General features: G+C 34.2%; 22 protein-coding genes. 11 read left to right on the top strand and 11 right to left on the bottom strand.

Features of this window, described 5'->3' with window-relative positions; genetic code table 11:
- Complete coding sequence (locus EL247_RS05320; RefSeq protein WP_005020855.1) at nt 1-477, top strand: tRNA (cytidine(34)-2'-O)-methyltransferase; 477 nt, start codon at nt 1-3, stop codon at nt 475-477.
- Here EL247_RS05320 and EL247_RS05325 read toward each other — a convergent pair.
- Nucleotides 455-799, bottom strand: a complete 345-nt coding sequence (locus tag EL247_RS05325; RefSeq protein ID WP_005020854.1) for a hydrogenase maturation nickel metallochaperone HypA/HybF — start codon at nt 797-799, stop codon at nt 455-457. The genes EL247_RS05320 and EL247_RS05325 overlap by 23 nt on opposite strands.
- Before the next feature lie 115 nt (nt 800-914).
- Between EL247_RS05325 and argF the strand changes: the two genes are divergently transcribed.
- The 9 genes from argF to EL247_RS05370 all read left to right on the top strand — a co-directional run bounded on the left by argF (nt 915) and on the right by EL247_RS05370 (nt 10,491).
- Entirely contained in the window at nt 915-1,835 is a 921-nt protein-coding gene (argF, locus tag EL247_RS05330; RefSeq protein WP_005020853.1) for an ornithine carbamoyltransferase, read from the top strand.
- Nucleotides 1,814-2,248 carry a DUF2603 domain-containing protein gene (locus EL247_RS05335; RefSeq protein WP_104745339.1) on the top strand — a complete coding sequence of 145 codons (435 nt, stop codon included), beginning with the start codon at nt 1,814-1,816 and terminating at the stop codon, nt 2,246-2,248. Before argF ends, EL247_RS05335 begins: the two co-directional genes overlap by 22 nt.
- 16 nt (nt 2,249-2,264) lie before the next feature.
- The gene (gene hemN / locus EL247_RS05340) at nt 2,265-3,632 is read left to right on the top strand and encodes an oxygen-independent coproporphyrinogen III oxidase (protein ID WP_104745340.1); all 1,368 of its coding nucleotides are present in this window, start codon (nt 2,265-2,267) and stop codon (nt 3,630-3,632) included.
- A gap of 8 nt (nt 3,633-3,640) precedes the next feature.
- Entirely contained in the window at nt 3,641-4,936 is a 1,296-nt protein-coding gene (locus EL247_RS05345) for a (Fe-S)-binding protein (RefSeq protein ID WP_005020848.1), read from the top strand.
- A 70-nt stretch (nt 4,937-5,006) separates the two neighbouring features.
- Nucleotides 5,007-6,650, top strand: a complete 1,644-nt coding sequence (locus tag EL247_RS05350; protein ID WP_126442094.1) for a methyl-accepting chemotaxis protein — start codon at nt 5,007-5,009, stop codon at nt 6,648-6,650.
- 72 nt (nt 6,651-6,722) lie between these two features.
- On the top strand, nt 6,723-7,883 hold the full coding sequence (locus tag EL247_RS05355) for a bifunctional 2-C-methyl-D-erythritol 4-phosphate cytidylyltransferase/2-C-methyl-D-erythritol 2,4-cyclodiphosphate synthase (RefSeq protein ID WP_104745342.1): 1,161 nt from the start codon (nt 6,723-6,725) through the stop codon (nt 7,881-7,883).
- 8 nt (nt 7,884-7,891) lie between these two features.
- On the top strand, nt 7,892-8,779 hold the full coding sequence (locus EL247_RS05360; RefSeq protein ID WP_005020845.1) for a response regulator: 888 nt from the start codon (nt 7,892-7,894) through the stop codon (nt 8,777-8,779).
- Nucleotides 8,757-9,956 carry a sulfate adenylyltransferase gene (locus tag EL247_RS05365; protein ID WP_005020844.1) on the top strand — a complete coding sequence of 400 codons (1,200 nt, stop codon included), beginning with the start codon at nt 8,757-8,759 and terminating at the stop codon, nt 9,954-9,956. The genes EL247_RS05360 and EL247_RS05365 overlap by 23 nt, the downstream gene beginning before the upstream one ends.
- Nucleotides 9,957-9,963: 7 nt before the next feature.
- A complete protein-coding gene (locus EL247_RS05370; protein WP_060661076.1) occupies nt 9,964-10,491 on the top strand; it encodes a phosphatidylglycerophosphatase A family protein in 528 nt (175 codons plus the stop codon).
- On the opposite strand, the gene EL247_RS05375 is transcribed toward EL247_RS05370, so the two are convergent.
- Complete coding sequence (locus EL247_RS05375) at nt 10,455-11,129, bottom strand: hypothetical protein (RefSeq protein ID WP_172594052.1); 675 nt, start codon at nt 11,127-11,129, stop codon at nt 10,455-10,457. The genes EL247_RS05370 and EL247_RS05375 overlap by 37 nt on opposite strands.
- A gap of 98 nt (nt 11,130-11,227) precedes the next feature.
- Here EL247_RS05375 and EL247_RS05380 point away from each other — a divergent pair, with 98 nt between their 5' ends.
- Nucleotides 11,228-11,773 carry a hypothetical protein gene (locus tag EL247_RS05380; protein ID WP_104745343.1) on the top strand — a complete coding sequence of 182 codons (546 nt, stop codon included), beginning with the start codon at nt 11,228-11,230 and terminating at the stop codon, nt 11,771-11,773.
- Between the two features lie 13 nt (nt 11,774-11,786).
- Here EL247_RS05380 and nuoN read toward each other — a convergent pair whose 3' ends face one another.
- The 9 genes from nuoN to EL247_RS05425 are packed head-to-tail and all read right to left on the bottom strand — an operon-like array spanning nt 11,787 to nt 22,395.
- On the bottom strand, nt 11,787-13,268 hold the full coding sequence (gene nuoN / locus EL247_RS05385) for an NADH-quinone oxidoreductase subunit NuoN (RefSeq protein WP_065837182.1): 1,482 nt from the start codon (nt 13,266-13,268) through the stop codon (nt 11,787-11,789).
- Nucleotides 13,268-14,806 carry an NADH-quinone oxidoreductase subunit M gene (locus EL247_RS05390; protein ID WP_104745344.1) on the bottom strand — a complete coding sequence of 513 codons (1,539 nt, stop codon included), beginning with the start codon at nt 14,804-14,806 and terminating at the stop codon, nt 13,268-13,270. Before EL247_RS05390 ends, nuoN begins: the two co-directional genes overlap by 1 nt.
- Nucleotides 14,791-16,650 (bottom strand): NADH-quinone oxidoreductase subunit L, encoded by a 1,860-nt coding sequence (gene nuoL, locus EL247_RS05395; RefSeq protein WP_104745345.1) that lies wholly within the window; start codon nt 16,648-16,650, stop codon nt 14,791-14,793. The genes EL247_RS05390 and nuoL overlap by 16 nt, the downstream gene beginning before the upstream one ends.
- A gap of 3 nt (nt 16,651-16,653) precedes the next feature.
- On the bottom strand, nt 16,654-16,956 hold the full coding sequence (gene nuoK, locus EL247_RS05400) for an NADH-quinone oxidoreductase subunit NuoK (RefSeq protein ID WP_054197669.1): 303 nt from the start codon (nt 16,954-16,956) through the stop codon (nt 16,654-16,656).
- Nucleotides 16,953-17,516 carry an NADH-quinone oxidoreductase subunit J gene (locus EL247_RS05405; RefSeq protein ID WP_104745346.1) on the bottom strand — a complete coding sequence of 188 codons (564 nt, stop codon included), beginning with the start codon at nt 17,514-17,516 and terminating at the stop codon, nt 16,953-16,955. The genes nuoK and EL247_RS05405 overlap by 4 nt, the downstream gene beginning before the upstream one ends.
- On the bottom strand, nt 17,509-18,123 hold the full coding sequence (nuoI, locus tag EL247_RS05410; protein ID WP_005020834.1) for an NADH-quinone oxidoreductase subunit NuoI: 615 nt from the start codon (nt 18,121-18,123) through the stop codon (nt 17,509-17,511). The genes EL247_RS05405 and nuoI overlap by 8 nt, the downstream gene beginning before the upstream one ends.
- A complete protein-coding gene (nuoH, locus tag EL247_RS05415) occupies nt 18,120-19,118 on the bottom strand; it encodes an NADH-quinone oxidoreductase subunit NuoH (RefSeq protein ID WP_054194826.1) in 999 nt (332 codons plus the stop codon). Before nuoH ends, nuoI begins: the two co-directional genes overlap by 4 nt.
- A complete protein-coding gene (locus EL247_RS05420) occupies nt 19,115-21,565 on the bottom strand; it encodes an NADH-quinone oxidoreductase subunit G (RefSeq protein ID WP_104745347.1) in 2,451 nt (816 codons plus the stop codon). The genes nuoH and EL247_RS05420 overlap by 4 nt, the downstream gene beginning before the upstream one ends.
- Complete coding sequence (locus tag EL247_RS05425; RefSeq protein ID WP_104745348.1) at nt 21,565-22,395, bottom strand: hypothetical protein; 831 nt, start codon at nt 22,393-22,395, stop codon at nt 21,565-21,567. Before EL247_RS05425 ends, EL247_RS05420 begins: the two co-directional genes overlap by 1 nt.
- Nucleotide 22,396 lies beyond the last annotated feature (1 nt).

Here is a 22,396-nt window from a genome sequence, read left to right on the forward strand (position 1 = left end):
ATGCAAAGATTCCACATTGTTTTACACCAACCAAGAATCCCTCAAAATACTGGAAACATAGGGCGATTATGCTTTGCTAGTAACAGCATATTACACCTTATTTATCCATTAGGATTCCACCTAACCCAAAAAGAACTCAAACGCGCAGGAATGGATTATTGGCAACATTTGGAAGTATATGAATGGGAAAATCTAGAATCCTTTATGTCTTCCTCTTTATTAAATCTTCCCCATTTTTATCTCACTACAAAAACCCAAAAGCCTTACTATAATGCCAACTTATCCAAAGGTGCTTATCTCCATTTTGGACGCGAAGATGCAGGATTAGATACAAAGATACTTCAAGCCAAACAACAAGACTGCTATACAATCCCCATGCAAAATAATGCAAGAAGCTTAAATCTCGCAACAAGTGTTGGCATTGTACTTTATGAAGGAATTAGACAAAGGGATTTTATTCCATTACAAGACGCATAAGCAACATTTCATTCCCTCTAATCATCTCCACTTGCTCACTTTTGCATAGTGGGCATTGAGTGTAACAAATCTCTACAATTTTGCTCTCTTGCTTGCAATTTTTACAAAAAATTTCCACCTCCACCTCTTCTATAAAAAGTTCTGCATTTTGACAGATTTCACCGACTTTAAATTCCTCAAAAGCCCTTTTAAATAAACTCGCATTAACTCCGCTACGCCTCCCAATTTGCACATACACTTCCATAATCTTGCTAGCCCCATTTTCTCTTGCAACCTGCCTACAATTTTCCAACAAAGATGACACAATAGAAAATTCATGCATTTTAAACCTCATTAAAAACTTACTTAGAATTCAAAATTTAAAAATAAATTTTAGCTTGATAAGTGTAAAATAATGCTTTTATTTAAAAATAACTATCTATTAAGGCATTCTAACAATGAGGCATTTTCTTACATTAGCAGATTTTAGCAAAGAAGAAATTTTAGAGATTCTACAAATTGCTGCAACACTTAAAAAAGATTTAAAAGCAGGGAAAACAAGCAATCTTTTAGAAAAAAAGACTCTTGGAATGATTTTTGAAAAAAATTCTACAAGAACTCGAGTAAGCTTTGAAACAGGGATTTATCAACTAGGGGGACAAGGCATATTTCTCTCTAGCAATGACACTCAACTTGGCAGAGGAGAGCCTATCAAAGATACTGCTAGGGTGCTTTCTTCTATGGTAGATTTAATTATGATGCGCACACACGAACATTCAAGGTTAGAAGAATTTGCACATTACTCTAAAATCCCTGTTATTAATGGTTTAAGTGATAGCTTTCACCCTATGCAACTTCTAGCAGATTATCTCACTATGCAAGAATGCCAAAAAGATCAAAACCCCATTGTTGCTTACATTGGTGATGGCAATAATATGGCACACTCTTGGCTTATGCTTGCTGCAAAACTTGGCTTTGAACTTAGAATCGCCTCGCCAAAAGGATACGAAGTTTGTCAAAAAATTTTCCAAAAAGCTCAAGAATTTGCTAAAATTTCAGGAGCAAAGCTAATTTTGACACAAAATCCTCAAGAAGCTGTTTTAAATGCCGATGTTATCACAACAGACACTTGGGCTTCAATGGGGCAAGAGAGAGAAAAAGAAACAAGAAAAAAAGCATTTGAAGGCTATTGTGTAGATAAAAATCTAATGAATCTATCCAAAAAAGATTCTATCTTTTTGCATTGTTTGCCAGCATACCGCGGACAAGAAGTCAGTGAAGAAGTATTAGAATCTACACAAAGTAAAATTTTTTTAGAAGCAGAAAATCGCTTACACGCACAAAAAGGAGTTATGGTTTGGCTACACCAAAACCGCTAATTAATCATACCAAACAAGATAATCTTGAAATTCTCAAACAAGCTATCATTGAAGCAAAAAATAATACAATCACACTTCCAACGCCTTTAGATAAAATCATCAATGAAGAATCTTTGCCTTATTGCTTCAAAGATTCAAATAATGAAGAATATTATCTACTCCCATCTCATATCATCAAAACACTCTTAGAATCTGCCAAAAAACTTCAAAGAGATAAATATCTTTTTCAACTAGAGCAAGAAATTCACAAAAATATGCCCATTGATTTTGAAGATGTATGGTGCATTGCCATAAAAGAAATAGGCAAAAATTTCCAAAAAGATCCCAAGCGTCTTATTAAAAATATCCGAAAACGCTATCCTTATTTGTTTATAGATTTTCAAAACTTTAACCCACTTCAAAATCCTTTATAACTCCAAGGAATCTTTTATGCAAGAAATAGATTTTAAAAAATTCGCAAAATTCTCCAAACCCGGACCACGCTATACAAGCTATCCAACCGCTATTGAGTTTAGTGAAGCCTACACCTATGATTCTTATATTAATGATTTGCAAAATGACACAAGCCCACTTTCTTTGTATATACATTTGCCTTTTTGTCGAAGTGCTTGCTACTTTTGTGGTTGCAATGTCATTTATACCAGCAAAGAAGAAAATAAAACTTTATATTTAGAATATCTCAAAAAAGAATTAGAGATTTTAAAAAACACTTTAAATTGCAATAAAGAAGTCTATCAACTCCATTTTGGTGGTGGAACGCCGACCTTTTTTAATGCCAAAGAGCTTGAGATTCTAATTACAATGCTTAAAAATACTTTTCCAAACTTTGATAAAGAAGCAGAAATTGCCTGTGAAATTGATCCGCGATTTTTCACCAAAGAGCAAATGGAAGTTTTAAAAAATGGCGGTTTTAATCGCTTGAGTTTTGGGATTCAAGACTTCAATCCTAAAGTCCAAGAGGCTATCCATAGGATTCAACCTTTTGAGCTTGTAGAAAGTGCTATATCCACTGCTAGAGAATACGGAATCACTTCAATTAATTTTGATTTAATCTATGGACTTCCGTATCAAACTTTAAAATCTTTTCAAGAAACACTCAAACAATGCCTAAACCTCAATCCAGACCGCTTTGCCATTTTTAATTACGCTCATGTACCTTGGATTAAGAAAACTATGCGAAAAATTGATGAAACCACCCTGCCAACCCCAGAAGAAAAGCTTAATATTCTAAAAACCACCATCCACACCTTACAATCCTGTGGCTACAAAATGATTGGAATGGATCATTTTGCAAAATCTAATGATGAGCTCTTTAAATCCATACAAAAAGGGCAATTGCGACGAAATTTTCAAGGATACAGCACCAAAGGCGGAACACAAACTATCGGCATAGGCTTAACCTCTATTGGAGAAGGGGTAGATTATTATGCACAAAATTATAAAGATTTACCCTCTTATCAAAATGCCATAGACAAAGGCGTTTTACCCTTTTTCAAAGGAATTAAACTAAGCCTTGATGATAAAATCAGAAAAGCAGTCATTATGCAGCTAATGAGCAATTTTCAATTAAATTTCAAAAATATTGAAGAGCAATTTAATATTTCTTTTGAAGATTATTTTGGAGATTCCCTAAAAGAACTTGAGATTTTTAAACAAGAAGATTTAATTACACTCTCAAAAGAAGGCATTAAAGTCAGTCAAACAGGCACTTTACTCATTCGCAATATTGCTATGGCATTTGATTCCTACCTCAAAAAAATTAATCCCACTCAAAATGTTTTTAGTAAAACAATTTAAGGTTGAAAATGGCACATTTTGAAAACTACAATTATCTTCAAACAAGTGATGCTTGCGTCAAATGCGGGAAATGTCTCCCAGATTGCACAATCTTCAACATCAATGGTGATGAAGCTACATCTCCACGAGGTTTTATTGACTTACTAGGCGCCTACCAAAGAAAAGAAATAGAACTCGATAAAAATGCAAAAGAAATTTTTGAAAAATGCTTTTTATGCACTACTTGTGTAAATGTTTGTCCAAATTCACTTCCAACAGATACACTCATTGAAAATATACGCTATGAACTTGCCCAAAAATATGGGATTACTTGGTTTAAAAGGCTCTTTTTCTTTCTCTTAAAACACAGAAAAATTATGGATTTAAGCATGAAAATGGGCTCTCTTTTTGCACCTTTGTTGTTTAAAAAAACCAGTGATAAGTCTTCTATTAAGCCCCGTTTTAAACTGCCTTTTATTCACAATAGAATCTTTGGTGCAATCCAGTCAAAAAGCTTCCTAAACTCCCATAAAGAATATCTCATCTACAATAATAAGCCCCAAAAAGTCGCTATTTTTATTGGCTGTCTAAGCAATTATAATTATAAAAATGTAGGGGAATCTTTAATTTTTATTTTAGAAAAACTCGGGATTAACACTATGATACCCAAAAAACAAAAATGCTGTGGTGCTCCTGCATATTTCACGGGTGATTTTGAAAGTGTCAATCATCTTATCATAGAAAATATAGAATACTTTGAAAGTTTTATAGATGAAGTAGATGCGATTTTAGTGCCAGAGGCTACTTGTGCTGCAATGATTTTGGAAGATTGGGAAAAATTTATGGCAAAAAACCCCGCTTATCAAGAAAGAATCAAAAAACTCTTACCCAAAATTTATATGGCAACTCAATGGCTAAGCAACCACACAAATCTCAAAGAAAAACTCTCCTCTTTGCCATTTAACACCAAAGATACTTTCACCTATCATGATCCTTGCCACGCTAGAAAAGTGCTTAATATTTGGAAAGAGCCTCGCGAACTTCTTAATCAAAATTATTCCCTCATTGAAATGGAAGATTCAAATGCCTGCTGTGGATTTGGCGGAGTTACCATGCAAACCGAACGCTTTAACCTTGCTAGCAAAGTGGGACAAAAAAAGGCACAGATGATTGGCAAAACACAAGCAAAATATGTTGTAGCCGAGTGTAGTGCTTGTCGTATGCAACTTAGCAACGCCCTTCATCAAGAAAATATTAATACCACTTTTATACATCCATTAGAATTAATTTGCAAAGCCCTAAAAAATGATACTATGCAAATTTAGCTAAAATTAATGCTATATATTTTATAATCTTGCAATTTTAATTTATAAATCATTTTAAAAAGGAATTATTATGATTGGAAAAAATCTATCACTTAAGAATCAATTATTTATTGGTTTTGGTATCATCTTAGCATTTATCATTATAATTGCTATTACAGGTTATATAAAAATTAAATTTGTCAATGATACGCTCACAGAAATCAGCGAAATCAATTCAGTCAAACAACGCTATGCGATTAATTTTAGAGGTAGTGTGCATGATAGAGCCATTGCAATAAGAGATATTATCCTACTTAATGACCCAAAAGATCTAGAAAATACTCTCAAAGAAATTAAAAACCTAGAAGATTTCTACCAAGATTCCGCAATAAAAATGGATGATATTTTTAAAAATCCAAATATGGTAGATTCTAAAGATAAAGAAATTCTAACACGCATTAAAGGGGTAGAACAATCTACTATGCCTTTAATCCTCAATATCATCGAACTCAAAGCTCAAGGGAATACTCCACAAGCAGAAGCTTTATTACTTAGCAAAGCAAGAAGTGCATTTGTAAATTGGCTTGATGTTATCAATGAATTTATCGACCATCAAGAAGCCAAAAATCAATCTCTCACTAATGTAGCAAGACAAGAGATTCAAAACTATCTTGATATTACAATTTGGTTAGCTGGAATCGCCTTTGTCATCGCTACTTTTATCGCTTCTTACATTACTCGCTTAATCATCTCTTCGCTTGGAGGCGAACCCAAAGAAGCTGTAAAAGTCGTCTTAAGTATTGCTAATGGAAATCTAAATACCCCTATTCAAACAAATTTTAAAGATAGTATGTTAGCCTCTGTAGAACAAATGCAAATCAAACTTAAAGAAATCGTTTCTGAAGTTGTGCATTCTTCAAAAGAACTCAATGAACACGCTAATGAAGTTGCAAAAAGCTCAGAAGAAGCCAAAGTATCTTCTTACCAACAGCTTAGCAAATCAGAAGATTCTGTGAAAAAAATCCAACAAGTCGTTGATGCAGTCAATCATGTTTCCAAAATCGCAAAACAAACAGAAGAAAACTCCGAATACACAACAACCCTTTCTAATAAAGGGATTGATGCTATGAAAACCACAATCAATGAGATAGAAAAAATCACACAAACCGTTTCTTCCTCATCAGAGCATATTCGAATGCTTGAAAAACATTCTCAAGAAATTAGTGGCAGTGCAGAACTCATCAAAGAAATTACAGACCAAACCAATCTACTTGCCCTAAATGCCGCTATTGAAGCAGCAAGAGCAGGTGAAGCGGGTAGAGGCTTTGCAGTTGTTGCAGATGAAATAAGAAAACTTGCAGAACGCACAGGTGTTGCGACTTCAGAAATTGCACGCATGATTGAAGTAATCCAAAACGAAACACAAACTGCCGTAGAAGCCATCCAAACTGCAGTCCCTCAAGTAGAAAAAGGAATGCAACTTGCCAATGAAGCTAGTGAGATACTTGACCAAATCAATTCCCAAGCAACCGATTCACTTAATAAAGCAAAAGAAGTAACCGATGCAGCACAAAATCAAGTAGAAAATATGGAAACACTAGCTAATGAACTTCAAGATATTTCAACAATATCAAGACACACCGCAAATTCTATGGAAAACAATACAGAATCTGCAAAAACACTCAAAGAGATTTCATCTATCCTAACCAATCACATTGAACATTTTAAAATTTAATAAATACCCTTTTATAAGGGTATTCAAAAGCTTTTATAGTATAATTTGATATTTTTTAATGGAAGGTAAAATTTGACTCATTGTGTTGCTTTAATATTGCTAGGCGCTGGAGATAGCAATCGCTTTAAAAAATATAAAGTCCCCAAAAAACAATGGTTGCGAGTTGGAGATATTCCTCTTTGGCTTAAAGTTGCACAAGAAGTTAGTAATTATTATCCTTTCTCTAAACTCATCTTGAGTGCTAAAGAAGAAGAATTGCAATATATGCAAAAATATCTTGATTCCTTGGAGTTAAATTTTATTCTCACAAAGGGTGGTAACACAAGGCAAGAATCCCTCCAAAATGCGTTAATGGAAGTCAAAGAAGAATATGTTTTGGTTAGTGATATTGCGCGTTGTAACACTCCACAAAAAGTATTTCAAGATATCTTAGAACAAATAAAAAATTTTGATTGTGTAGTGCCTTTTTTGAGTATTCCAGATACCATTGCTTATGCAGATGACAAAACATTGCAATATCTCAAAAGGGAAAATCTCAAAATTATTCAAACTCCACAACTTAGCAAAACAAATATTCTCAAACAAGCCCTACAAAAAGGCAATTTTACCGATGAAAGCAGTGCAATTGCAAATTTTGGTGGCAGCATTGGTTTTGTTCAAGGATCCCCTAAGGCAAGAAAAATCACTTTTATTGATGATTTAGATTCTATGCAATTACCTCCACCTAGCGCAAAAACCATCATCGGAAATGGTAGCGATATTCATGCTCTAAAAAGCGGAAATGGCATTATTTTGGGTGGCATTAGCATTCCATGCGATTTTGAACTTATCGCGCATAGTGATGGTGATGTCTGTTTGCATGCTATTAGCGATGCTATTTTGGGTGGCATTGGTGCTGGTGATATTGGTGAGTGGTTCCCTGATAATAATAATGCTTACAAAAATGCAGATTCTGCACTATTGCTAAAAAAAATTGTTGATTTTAGCATTAATGTGGGTTATCAAATCACACAAGCTGATATTACTATTTTTGCCCAAAAACCAAAACTTTCGCCCTATAAAAATGCCATGGAAAAGCGAATCTCAGAAATTTTAGAAATCCCACTTTTTTCTGTCAATGTAAAAGCCACAACAACAGAGCATTTGGGATTTATTGGGAGAGGAGAAGGGATTATGGTGCAAGCAACTCTCACTCTAACATATTTTGATTGGAAAAACTATCACTTCAAATAAGGGGTTTTATGGAAATTTTAATTATAGAAAATGAAATCTATTTGGCTCAAAGCATTTCTTCCAAACTAAGCCATTTTGGCTTTAACTGCGAGATTATACCCAGTATGCAAGAAGCTTTAGAATACGATAATGCGGATATAATTTTATTATCCACTAATATTTCTGGACAAAATTTTTATCCTTTAATTGAAAAGTTCAAAAATTCAATTATTATCTTGATGATTCCCTATATCAATGATGAAACAGTAACGCGTCCTTTACAAGCTGGTGCAAGCGACTATATTGTTAAGCCTTTTATGATTGATGAATTGATTAGAAAAATCAAACAACACACAATTTTTAAACAAACCCAAAAAGAAATTGCATTTTATAGAGATTATTTTTGCAATTCCTTACTTACTCCCTCATACCAAATCAATACAAAAATTTCCTTTCCTCTTATCATCAAAAGCATATCCCAAAAAGCCATTGATATGTGTGTGGTAAATTACACAATCCACAAAAAATTGCAAATCAACTTCATATCGCTTTACAAAAATAAAAATTATCAAGAATCCCTCAAACATTTACCCAAACAACAATTAACTTACATCATTGGCTTTGAAATACTCCAAAAATCAGAAAAAGAAGAATGTATCAAAATGCTCAAAAACACTCCTGCTATACTCTCTTGTCTAGGCGGAGAAACCGATGATTTTTCAAATGTCTATGAGCTCCAAGTGCAAGAAATCTCACAAGGTTTTCAAGATATTTTAAGTATTGATGAATATGTCAAAACAATGATATTAAAATTTGAAAACAAATATCCAGATACCGAACTTAGCAAGAAGCTAGGAATGTCAAGAAAAAGTTTATGGGAAAAAAGAAAAAAATATGGAATCACAAAGAAAAAATAAATCCTTATTCATTGACAAAGAAGCTCTCTTTGCATTAATGCTGTGTAAAGAGGGATTGCTCTATCCGCTTACCCATCTTATGAATCAGCAAGAAATGGAAGAGGTAGATAAAAATGGTTTATACAATTCCCAAACCTTTCCTTTTTCCTTCATCCTTGCACCCTCTGGAAAACGCAATCAAGAAGTTATTCAAAATCTCAAAAAAGGCGAAGTCGTTGATCTTGTTTATAATTATGAAATCTGTGGGCAGCTTATTACTGATTCAATCTTCCCTATTGACAAAAAGCAGCGACTTTTTAAAATTATGAGTGGAGATATCTATTCTCAAAAAGCAAAAAACATTTATAATAGGCTTGGAAATTTTGCTATATGCGGAGATTACACCCTCTATATCAAAGATAATTTATTTGCCGATAGAATCTCCAAAGAAAAAATTCTACATGCCAAAAAAAATCTCCAAACACAAAATGCTACTTCCATAGTCCTAGATGCTTCACCTGTAACTAGAATCCACGAGCGTATCTTCCGCCTAATTTTAGAAGAAGATACCCTGCTTGTTTTATTGCTACTACGCAAGCAAAATGAAGATATACTTAGCTTTGAGATTAGAAAGCAATGTTTGGAATATATTATTGAAAACTTTTTGCCAAAAAATAGAATTATCATTTTCCCTCTTGATGATATTTATCTTTTTGCAGGAGCACACGGCATTTTACTTGATGCTATTTTGTCTCAAAATTTAGGTTGCAATAAAATGGTAATTGGAGAAACTTACCCCAACCTTGCCATTTATTATGACAAACAAAAAATCTACTCCATTTTTGACACCACAAAAGATATTAAAATCAAAATTCAACTTTTAAGTGAATTTGTTTATTGTCAGCAATGTAGCACTATTGTTAGCATCAAAACTTGCCCTCATGGCAAACATCATCACATCAATTATCATTCAAGATTCATTCAAGGCATCTTGCAATCTGGTTTAATTCCACCGACAATTTTAGTTAGGAAAGAAATTTCTGCAAAAATCCTTTCTCATCTTTTTCCCAACCGCTTTAACACACTCATCAAACAATTTGGGACAATGTTTGCAGAAAGCGGGATTATCAGCGAACAAAGCGAAGAGGATTTTTATATCAAGCTTGCAAATCTCTATAAAACACATTCATTAAATTAGGATTCTTATGAAAAACAAAAATTTCTTTTTAGATTTTAAAGGCACAAAAGATTTTCTCCAAAAAATGTATCTAACCCTCTTTTTTAGCGGCTTAAGCCCAAAAGCACCGGGGACAATTGGAACCATTGTAGCACTTCCATTTGGGTGGGCAATCTCTTATTATATTGCTCCAAGCACACTTCTTTTGCTGGCACTTCTGCTAGGGGCAATTGGGATAAAGATTATCGATAATTACGAAAAACAAGGCTTATCGCACGATAGAAAGGAAATTGTTATTGATGAACTTGCTGGCGTTTGGATTAGCATTGCTATGATTGGTCATAGTTTATTTGCCCTATTTCTCTCTTTTATTCTATTTAGAATCTTTGATATTTGGAAGCCCTCTATCATCCATCGAGTAGATAAAAATGTAAAGGGGGGTTTGGGGGTTATTGGCGATGATTTATTGGCTGGTTTTTTTGCTGGGATATTAGGCTTGATTATCCTAAAAGCTCTTTATTATTTCCCTTCTTTGTATTCGTTTTTAAATATTTGATTTTTTGGGACAATTAAAAACAAAATTGCCTCCAAAATTATAAAACACACAACAAACAATAAAAAATATTCTATTTGCTTATACATTTCTTTTAATTGATTTTGTGCATAAAATTGCTGACTCAAAGTTGCCAACTCCAAACTAGCCAACAACCCATTATCCCCCTCCAAACCATTCAATAATTCCTGATTATTGACCAAAATTTCACTGACATTATTAATAAAGAAAATTTTATTAGCGCTATTTAAAAAATTCTCCATTTTTACAGAGAGATTCCCACTCCCAAAATAAATATCATCAAGTGTAGAATTTTTATAATTTGTTACCACCATAGAAACAACAAAATTTTGCAAAATGCTATGGATATTTGTCAATTGACTAATGCACGAACGCAACTCTGCAATTTCCTCGTGATTATTGTGTTTCAAAATATAATTCGTTGAAACTACTTGGGATAAAAACACTATTCGTTGAGCCAATACCCTCTGCTTACCACTAATATTGACATAATACACTAAAGTTTCTTGAGTTTTAAACACTTCCTTAATAGAAGAGCAGCAATAAAATACTCCCACTCCCAAACAAAAAAGTAAAATAATATGCAAAATAAGCAATCCCCTCTTCAAAACAATACCCAAAAAATGCCCCTTAAATTAATTGGGTTATTGTATCAATCTTAAAAAAAAATATCAATAAAATATGTTAAAATTACTCTTAAATTACACAAAGGAATGATATGCCAAAATCCCATTTACTCATTGCGATTTTTGCCATAGGAAGCATTTTGATTACCTCCTGCAGCCAAAAACAACAAGATTCCATCGCAACCATCACAACCCAAAAAATCTGCACAACCCCTATTGTCTCTTATCAAATAAACTCTATCTCTGCAGGACAATTTAATGACCTACAAATCACAAATGAGCAAATTTTGCCATCATTGAAAAATGCACTCCAACAAACCAACTGCTTTATTGAAAGCAATAACAACCCTCTTTATAACTTAAAGCTTGTTTATGGAAGCATTGCGACAAAAAACACACAGGGCGGTTTTTGGAGTTCCACCTCAAAAGATTCTGCTATTATAGAACTTCAAATTGCTTTTACAGATAAAAACGAAGAAAGAATCTTCACCTCCAAAGCCTTTTTTGAAAATACAAAAGATCATTATTTAGGCTTAGGCGATTCCTCCAAATTACAACCCCAGCACATTCAAGACACTCTCTTAAATGCAATCCACTCCATTGCCAATCAAGCAGCACAAAATTTTATGGGCTTTTAATCCTCCCATAAAATCACAGAATATCTATCCCAATTAACCCATAAACCCAATACAAGATTCCATCAACCAATACACTAGAAAAACACACATACAAAACCGCAATCCCAACAACTATTTTTAAAGGCAGAGTTGCATTTTGCAAATAAATCGAGCTATTTTGCACAATAGGTTCTCTCAAAAACATATACACAATCAACTTCAAATAATAATACGCCGCAATAGCACTATTAATAGCCATTACGACTGCCAAAAACAAATAGCCATTATTGATGGCTGCACTCATCAAATACACTTTCCCCCAAAAGACAGAAAAAGGCGGAATCCCAGCAAGAGATAGCATAAATATTCCAATAATAACAGCCACTAGAGGGGAAAGCTTCACAAGCCCAGAGAATTTCTCATAAGAATGATCGTAGCGTTTATCCCAAATTTGCTCTTTTGTTCGCGAAATCCACAGCATTGCAAAAATACCAAGATTTGTAAATAAAAATAAAATCCAATACATAAAAAGAGCACTAAATGCCTGCATTCCTCCGATTAAAATCATACTAAAAGCAAATCCAGCGTGAGAAATCGAGCTATATGCCAACATTCTCTTAACATCTCTTTGAACGAGCGCTACAAGATTTGGCAAAGTAATTGTAATAACAATCAACAAATAAAAAACATTATGAACCCAAACAATATCCATAAAAACACTAAAGATTCGGATAGCAACTACCAATGCGGCAATTTTTGGGACAATCGACATAAATCCTGCCAAAAACGAATTAGAGCCTTCATAAACATCGGGAGTCCAAGTATGAAAAGGTACAAGCGAAACTTTAAATCCAATTGCAACAACCATAAATACAACTGCCCCCAACACCAAATAAGAAGGTTGAAAATTATTTTGCTCTAAAACAATTTTGATATTTTGTATATCTAAATGCCCACTTGCAGCATACAAAAGCATCGCTCCAAATGCAAAACAAGCCGCAGAGAGAGACCCCATCGTAAAATATTTAATAGCTGCTTCAAAAGAAGTTTTTCGATTATGCATTGCAATAAGGGTATAAAGTGCCAAAGATGCAGTTTCAAGCCCCAAAAAAATCACAATTAAATGATCACTGCTTACCATAAATTGGAATCCTACACACATAAATAAAAAAAGTGAGTAATATTCAGCATATTGAAATTCATGGAATTTATTATAACTCAATGTCAATGGTAAAAATAAGATTGCTGCTACTAGAATGATTGTTTGTGCTAATATTGACATTCCATCAATCAAAATTAAATCAAAAAATGCCCTATAATACCCCTCAAATAATACGACATATCCCAAATCCATTAACAAAAACAAAATTGCAAGCATTGCATAAAACTGCTTATTAATTTTTGCTATACATAAATCTGCTACTAAAATTATAATTGCACCCGCTATTGCAATTAGCATTGGAATAATGCTAAAAAAATTCAAACTCTCCAAAGAAATACGAAAAACTTCCAACATTATTTATCCTCCAACTTTAAAGGATTCTCTAAATTTTCTAATTCAAAAAATGCTTTTACCTCATCTGTATCAATGTGTGAATACATGATAGAAAACATATTTTCCACACCTTTATTAATTGGCTCTAAAATAGGTTTTGGATACACTCCAAGCCAAATTACAATCACAACAAGAGGCAATAAAGCACTTAATTCACGAGAATCTAAGTCTTTTAGTTTCCTATTTTCATCATTTTGTAATTGTCCATAAAATACCCTTTTATACAAATACAACATATAAATTGCACCCACAATAATACTAAGTCCAGCAATCCCAGCTGCAATAGGAGAAACTTCAAAAAAACCAAGCAAAGACAAAAACTCTCCCACAAACCCCATTGTCAGTGGCAATCCAGCAGATGCCATCATCATAATCCCAAAAATCACTGCATAATTTGGCATTACTTTTGCCAATCCGCCAAACTCGCTAATTAGTTTTGTGTGACGCCTATCATAAATCACCCCAACAAGCATAAAAAGTGCTCCACTAATAACACCATGGCTCAACATAAAAAAAACAGAGCCTGTTACTCCCTCCAAATTCAATGCAAAAATCCCTATCATAATTACACCCATATGCGAAATAGAACTATAAGCAATTACCTGCTTCATATCTTCTTGTGCAAAAGCAACCATTGCCCCATAAACAATCATAATAAGGGCTAAAATCGCCATAGGCACAAGCAGGGCTACACTTGCATCAGGAAATAAAGGCAGAGAAAACCTTACAAAGCCATAAGTCCCCATTTTCAAAAGCACTGCTGCTAAAACAACCGAACCAATTGTAGGTGCTTGTCCATGGGCATAAGGCAACCAAGTATGGAAAGGAAACATCGGCACCTTCACTGCCAAACCGCAAAAAAATGCAAGGAATAACCAAATTTGAATATCTTTTGGAATCGCTTCTAAACTATACCAATCCAACAAAGAAAAAGTCCAAACTCCACTTACCTCAAAATAATAATAAGCCAGAAATAAAATCCCAACAAGCATAATCAAAGAACCAAAGAAAGTGTATAAGAAAAACTTTATGGCTGCATATATTCTATTTCCACTCCCCCAAGCACCAATAATATAAAGCATCGGCACCAAAGAAAGCTCCCAAAAAATATAAAACAAAATTACATCCAAAGCACAAAATACGCCAATCATAATACTCTCAAGGCACAAAAGAGAAATTACTAGCTTTTTAATCTCTCTTTGTTCATTCAAATAAACAAAGCCCAAAAAGCTAATTAATGCACTCAAAATAATCAAAAATAGTGAAATACCATCAACCCCTACAAGATAATTTACCCCAAAATTAGCAACCAAAGGGAAAGAAACGATAAATTGATAACCATCTACATTTTTATCAAAAAAAATCCACAAAAACAATGACAAGATCAATTCAATCACACCAATAATAATTCCATAAGCCCTAAGATTTTCTTTGATTCCAATTGCCAATAAAGCACCAAAAAATGGAAATAAAATTAGCAGCGTTAAAATATGATCCATACGCCCTCCCGATAAATAAATACAAGCAACAATAAAAACACCAAACCAAAAAACATAATTTGCAGCATTTTAGAAAGATTCCCACTTTGAATCCACTTCAATTTCTCTCCACTATCACTCAACATATAAGCAATTTTATCCACAATAAAATCGATTATTTTTTTATCTATACAAAGCCAACACATTTTAGACAATCGCTGATAATTCCTAATAAAAACACATTCATAAACCTTAGGAATATAATATTGATTAACTAGCAACCTATAAAAAAGATTCTTCTCCCATTTTTTAGAGAATCCACCTTTGGAATATTTCCATACCGCAAAGAAAATCCCACTCAAAGCCACACAAGAAGTGATTCCAATGAGAATCCAAGCTATTTTTGCACTCAAATTAGCACTAAAATCAGGCAATGTTTGCATTACAAAATGATGAAAAAATGGCTCAAAAAATCCACCAAATACCGCTAAAATTCCAAGTGGCAACATTGCATAAAGCATAAAAGAATAAGCCTCATGAGGATGTTCTTGATGTTTTTTCTCTCCAAAAAATACAAGCATAATTAATCTAAAGCTATAAAATGCCGTTAAAAATGCCCCAAACAATAACATTCCCCAAAGCACATAAGCTCCGCTCCCAAAAGCAGCTTCTAAAATTTTATCTTTAGAGAAAAACCCAGAGAATGGGTAAATTCCCGCTAAAGCTATGGAGGCTAGAATCATCAAAATTGCAGTGTATTTAAGCGGTTTATACAATGCCCCCATTTTAGTAATGTCCAATTTATCATTCATTGCATGCATTACATTCCCAGCTCCCAAAAATAACAAAGATTTAAAAAACGCATGCGTTGCTAGATGAAATAATGCAATCCAATAAGCACCAAGCCCAGCAGCAACAAACATATACCCAAGTTGAGAAAGTGTAGAATATGCGATAATGCGTTTTAAATCCCTATTTACCAAAGCCATACTTGCAGCAAAAACTGCGACAAATGCTCCCAAAACAGAGATTCCAAAACCAACTTCAGGGATTATTGAATACAAAGGATTTGCCCTTATTACCAAATACACACCAGCAGTTACCATTGTAGCAGCATGAATCAATGCAGAAACAGGCGTTGGTCCCTCCATGGCATCAGCAAGCCAAGTATGTAATGGAAACTGCGCACTTTTTCCCATTGCTCCTACAAACAGCAAAATTCCAATTGCAGTTAAAATACCTTTGGGAGCTTCATACGCACTACTTAAAACTACTTCATAGCTCAAAGTTCCAAACACCCAATAAATCAAAAAGATTCCAAGCAACAATCCAAGATCTGCAATACGATTCATCACAAAAGCTTCATTAGCAGCAAATGAGGCAGAATCCCTTTCATACCAAAATCCTATCAACATCCATGAACAAAGCCCAACACCTTCCCAACCAATGAATAATCCAGCAAAATTATCACTCATCACCAAAATCAACATTGAAAATACAAATGCACTCAAATACACAAAAAAGCGATTAAAGTTTTTATCATTATTCATATAGCCAATAGAATAAATATGCACACACAAAGATACAAGAGTCACTACAAACACCATTGTAGCACTAACACTATCAATTAAGAAACCAAAAGGAATATAAAGCCTTCCAGCCCCTATCCAATCCATCATTACAACTTCTAATACTCCACCTTGATAAGCATAAACCAAAAGCAATAACGATGCAACAAAAGATACAAACAACATCAAAGAGGCAAAAACTCCAACAAAAAGAAACTTCCTCTTCGCACCAAAAGGTATCCCAAAAATAGAACCAATTAATGGGGCAAATAAAGCCGTGTATAAAATAACTTCCACTCTCTAGCCTTTCATAATTTGTAGAGCATCTAAATCTAGCGTATGATACTTTTTATACCAAGCAATCAACAACCCAACTCCAACTGCGACTTCACTTGCAGCAACCGCCAAAATAAAAAATGCAAAAAGTTGCCCATTTAAATCCCCTAAATAATATCCAACCGCTACAAGCCCTACATTAACAGAACTCAAAAGTATCTCGGTAGAAAAAAATAACATCAAAAGATTCTTGCGTCGCAACATCCCAAAAGCACCCACTACAAACATTAAAGCAGAAACAATCAAATAATGATTTAACCCAATCATTTTTTATCCTTTACTTGATTTTCTTCACTTTCTCCCAAAGTCAAAGAATATCGCATTCCCTTGCCTGCCAAGATGATTCCAGCAATCATCGCAACCAATAGCATAATTGCTGCAATTTCAAAAGGAATTAAGAATTTAGTAAAAAGCACATATCCCACCATTTGGACATTTCCTATCCCCTCTTTAACAGGAATCTGTGGTGAAATCTGAGAGAGATTTTGTGCAATAATAGGAGCAACCACAATCAATACCAAAAGCAATGCTCCAAGCCCTACAAGCAAAAACAAAAGTTTTGGATTCTCAATCCTTTCATTTTGTAATTTCTGTGCATCAAAAAACATCATTGCAAAGGCATAAAGAGCGATTACAGCACCCGTATAAACGACAATTTGCACCACTCCCAAAAATTCTGCCCCAAGCAAAAAGAAAAACCCCGATACAAAAATCATTCCAGCTGCTAAAGCACTCAAAGCATAAAGAATATTTTTAGTGGTTACTACAATCAAAAACATAGCTAGCGTCAAAGCACTAAAAGTATAAAATGCAATCGCCTCAAACATTTTCCACCTCTTGTTCTTGTTTTTTGCAATATTCTAGTGGAGTTGCTTTGATTTTTAAATCCGCATCTACACTCACACTACCTACTCCCTCAAACTCGCTATCCCCTCCCTTTAAAACCTTATCCATAGGTGTCAGCATATCTTCTTTTAAAGAAAAAGAAGCTCTTTGCTCGCTTGCGTTTTCATAACGCTTCCCATGGACAATAGCAAGCTCTGGGCAAACCTCTGCACACAATCCACAATAAATACATCGTCCAAAATTAATTGTATATTCAAAAACTTTTTTACGCTTATCTTCTCCATACCCAGTTTCCATACGAATGCAATTTGAAACGCAAATTTTCTCGCAAAGCCCACAACCAATACACCGCTCATTTCCACTTTCTAAAAGCCTTTTTAATTCATGCACAGCCCTATATCTAGGACTTAATGGAAGCTTCTCCAAAGGATATTGCACTGTGTGGATTTGAGCTTTACAAAATTCCTTTAAAACCAACCACAACCCCACAAATAATTCACCTTTTAAGGCACGATTCCAAAAACTAATAAATTTTTGAGAATTACTTAAATTTGGCAATTTGTCAGCTAATTTAATATATCTTCTCACATTTCACCTCCAAGCACCACCACTCCCGTAATTACAATATTTAAAAGAGCTAATGGAAATAATACTTTCCAACACAACCCCATAAGTTGATCAGGTCTAATATGTGGATATGCCGCCCTAGCCCACATAAACAAAAAAATAAAAAACATCACTTTAAGCAAAATCGCAATACCACCGGGAATAAACCAAAGCGGATTAAACCCTCCTAAAAAAAGCAAAGAAATCACAAATGAAAGCGAAATCATATTAGCATATTCGCCAATAAAAAACATTCCCCATCGCATTCCTGCATATTCTGTTGCATATCCTGCAACTACTTCTGCTTCATGCTCCAATAAATCAAAAGGTGTTCGATTAAGCTCTGCATATCCAGCAAACAAAAACAAAACAAATGCCAAAGGTTGAGAAAATATAAGCCAATTTGTAATACTTCCCTCTTGATAATTATTAATATCAATCAACGATAAAGAGCCTACAAGCATAATCGGAGCCAAAAGAGACAATCCAGAAACCACCTCAAAACTCAAAAGTTGAATAGCCGTTCTTGCAGCCCCCAAAAGCGAGTATTTACTATTTGCACTAATCCCAGCTAATAAAGGACCATAAAGCCCAGCAGCACCAACCCCAAGCACAAACAAAATTCCGACATTGATATCTGCAATAATAGGCTGCACCACTCTACCAAAAATTTCAAACTCTGGAAAAAATGGAATGGGTGCCATCGCAATAAAGGCAGTTGCCGCAGTAATCACTGGTGCGATTCTAAAAATCAATCTATTTGCACCACTTGGGACAATATCCTCTTTAGTAAAAAGCTTAATTCCATCAGCCAAAATTTGCAAAACCCCAAAAGGTCCCACAACCATCGGTCCAAGCCTCCTTTGAAAAAAAGCCAACATTTTACGCTCTATATAAGTGGCAAATCCAGCCAATGCTGAAAATATTAAAACAACCAAAATAACCTTAATGAGTGTTTCTATTATAAATCCAATCATTTTATTGCCTTTAACTGCACTTTCTGATAGCGACTATTAGGGAAATATTCAAACTCTTCCAAACCACACACTCCAAGTGCTGCAATATCTCCCTCCATTTCATTATCAATGGTAACCTCCCTTTGCAAAACCTTAGAATCCCCAAAATCAATCTCCACACAATCACCTGATTCTAAACCAAGCTTTTTAGCAAGTTTCTCCGACATTTGCAAGCCATTTTTCGAATCTAAATATTGTGAATTCAAAGTCTCTTTAGAAAAATGTGCCATAGCATTTCTTGCATAAAGATTATAAGCTTTTAACTCCTCTAATTCCACCCCTTCAACCTCAACCTCTTCTTGCACCAAAAGTGGCTCTAGCAAATACCCTCTAATCTCGGTTCCATCATTTAAAAATCCATAGCCCAAATTATCATATTCTACGCTTTTAAAACCTTTTTGAAGCGGGAGTTCTAATGTATAATCAATAGTATTTTCTAGCTGCAACCCAAGCTCTTTTGCAATATCATTAAGTTCATATCCCTTATAAGGAATCGCTGGAGAAATTGGCACCACTCGCTTATCCACATTTACAAAAGTCCCCTCCTGCTCTCTTAGATAAGGCATTATCAATGCATTATTATCTTCAACCCCTATTGTAAAATCCCCTTTTGCATTATATCCAATACTATATCCTTTGCTTGCTTGCTCCAAATCGCATAGCAAAGAAATTCCAAGCGCATTTGTTGTTGGTGGCAAAAGCAAGATTTTAACCTCTGAATACATTTCAATACAAGCCAAAATTCTTGCAATATTTTTTGCATTTTTTGCTCTATAAATATCAAATCCAACCACCAAAATAGGATTCTTTGAAATACTTATTATGCGTTTTAGATTCTCTAGCTCTAGAGTAGAATCTTTTACACAATACCCTATAAGTTCGCTAGATAACTCTTCAACTTGTTCTAAAACTTGCTTGATTTCTTCTTTTTTGATTAACACCTCATTACCATTTTCATCGATTTGTGGAATCTCAACGATACTTTTCACTTCTTTTGGAATCTCTTTTGTGATTTTTCTTTCATATTTTTCAATTTGATTCTTCAAAGCAAACGGCATATTTTCTTTGGCTATACAAACACTAGCCAACAAAAGTGCAAAAGCCTCTTCGCTATCTGGCTTATAATAGGCTTCAATCAAATTTGCAGGTTTAACAAACTCTTTTACCACGCAATCTTCCATTGTGTGAAAATACGCCAAAATTGCACCTTTATTTTGCTTCATTGCATTATTGATACTATGTGTAACCACTGGCATATCATAGCTCATAGCTCCACCAAAACACATTACAAAAGTGCTTTGCGTGATTTCTTTTTGAGTGGCTTTGCCTAAACTGCCTCCTTTTGAAAATTCTTGTATAAATTGCTGAAAGCCCCACACTTCATCGCACACCAAATGGTAGCCGTATTTTTGTTTCAATTTTTGCAATATCATTGCCTCTTCATTCGTTATATTTCCTGCAAAATGAATACTATCTGTTTCTTTAAAAGCCGCGATTGTCGCATTAAATGCTTCTTTATCTTTTGTAATTCCTTGATGATTCTCATCAAAAACCAATCGACCCGCTGGACACAATGTTGCAAAATTCCAATCACTAACAACCCGATAAATTTTTCTTCTATCTCCCGAGATTCCTTCTTGCTTTACTTCATAAGTCAAAGCACAACCATTCCCACAATGCACACAAGTACTAGGAATTTTCTCTAACTCCCAAGCATTAGATTTATACTGAAAGTGTGCGATACCCAAAGCACCTACAGGACACACACTTGCACACTCTCCACAATCCTTACAATCTCCCTCACCGCTTACACCAATTAGCGACTTTTTAAACTTTGTCCAAACACCAAAAGCATCTTTTGGCATACTTTCTTTATATTCTTTATTAGGCAATTGACCATCAAATTTAATGGCTTTAATATGTGATTTACCTATTTTATCTTTACAAAGAGTTACGCATCTCTCACACACGATACACAAATTAGGATCATAAGCAGTTTTACCCCAATGGTTAAGCGCCTTATAATCATCTCTTAAAGCATATTTTTGCTCTTTTACCCCCACATAATGGGTATAATTTTGCAACTCGCACTCACCACTTTTATCACACACTCCACATTGCAATGGGTGATTCACATTATAAGCTTGCATAATTGCATATCTTTCTTGCTCTATCTCTGTGGTATTAACAATCACTTCCATTCCATCTTTGACTTTAGCATTACAAGCATACACTCTTTTGCCATCAGCCTCCACCATACACATTTTGCAAGCCAATGTGGGAGAACAACAAGAAAGGTAGCAAATTGCAGGAATAAAAATATCATTTGCTCTAGCAGCATTTAAAATGCTCTCGCCTTCTTTGCAAAATATCTCACAACCATCAATTTTTATTTTAACCATTCCCATTATGAAATCCTATTTACCCTAATTTTTTGGTAACAAAAACCAATGTCTTCTTGTTTGGATAACCACAAGATTCCAACCATTCCTTTAATTTCTTGCTGCTCACAAAAATTAGCTTTGATTTTTTGATTTGCAAATTCTATCTCTATTGTATCCCCATTTGCAATTTTCCCAACCAATGCAAACTGCCTAGAAGCTTGCAAAATAGGATATTCCAATCCTTCATTACAATGCACATAAGCCACCAATCCATCAAAATTATCTATTTCCCCTAATTTAGCAATCTCTTCTACTTGCTCTACTGCTTGCACCCAAACTTCATCTAAAAATACTATCTCTATTTTTGGATTTTTTGTTAGCAATCCAAGAATCTTTGCAATATTACTAGCTCTTTTATGTCCATAAATATCTTTGCCAATTATCAAAACACCTTTAGTGCTCTCCACAAAACTTTGAGATATCGCCATAATCTCTTCTTCAGAAAAATTAACTTCAGATGCAAGATAACCCACATCAAGATCTTTTATCCATTGTTTCTCTTGTATATCATCTTGCTTTAACAAAGATTCAGCCAAAAGTGCAAGCACCACTTCTTCACACCCAACTTCATACAAAAATTGTCTTATATTTGGCGCGGGATTAAAATTAAGAGGACTTAGCAAAAAAACATTATTTTGATTTTTTAAATGTGGAATCTTTTCTAAAAATTCTTGAATAAAACCACCAAAAAGCAAAATTGACTGCGTTTTATCATCTTTTTTCAAATAACTTTCTAAAGGTGTGATAATCCCTCCATTTTTGCAATAAATTTCTAAAAATTCTTGCTTTTCCATT

The sequence above is a fragment of the Helicobacter pullorum genome (assembly GCF_900638355.1).
Lineage (GTDB): Bacteria > Campylobacterota > Campylobacteria > Campylobacterales > Helicobacteraceae > Helicobacter_D > Helicobacter_D pullorum.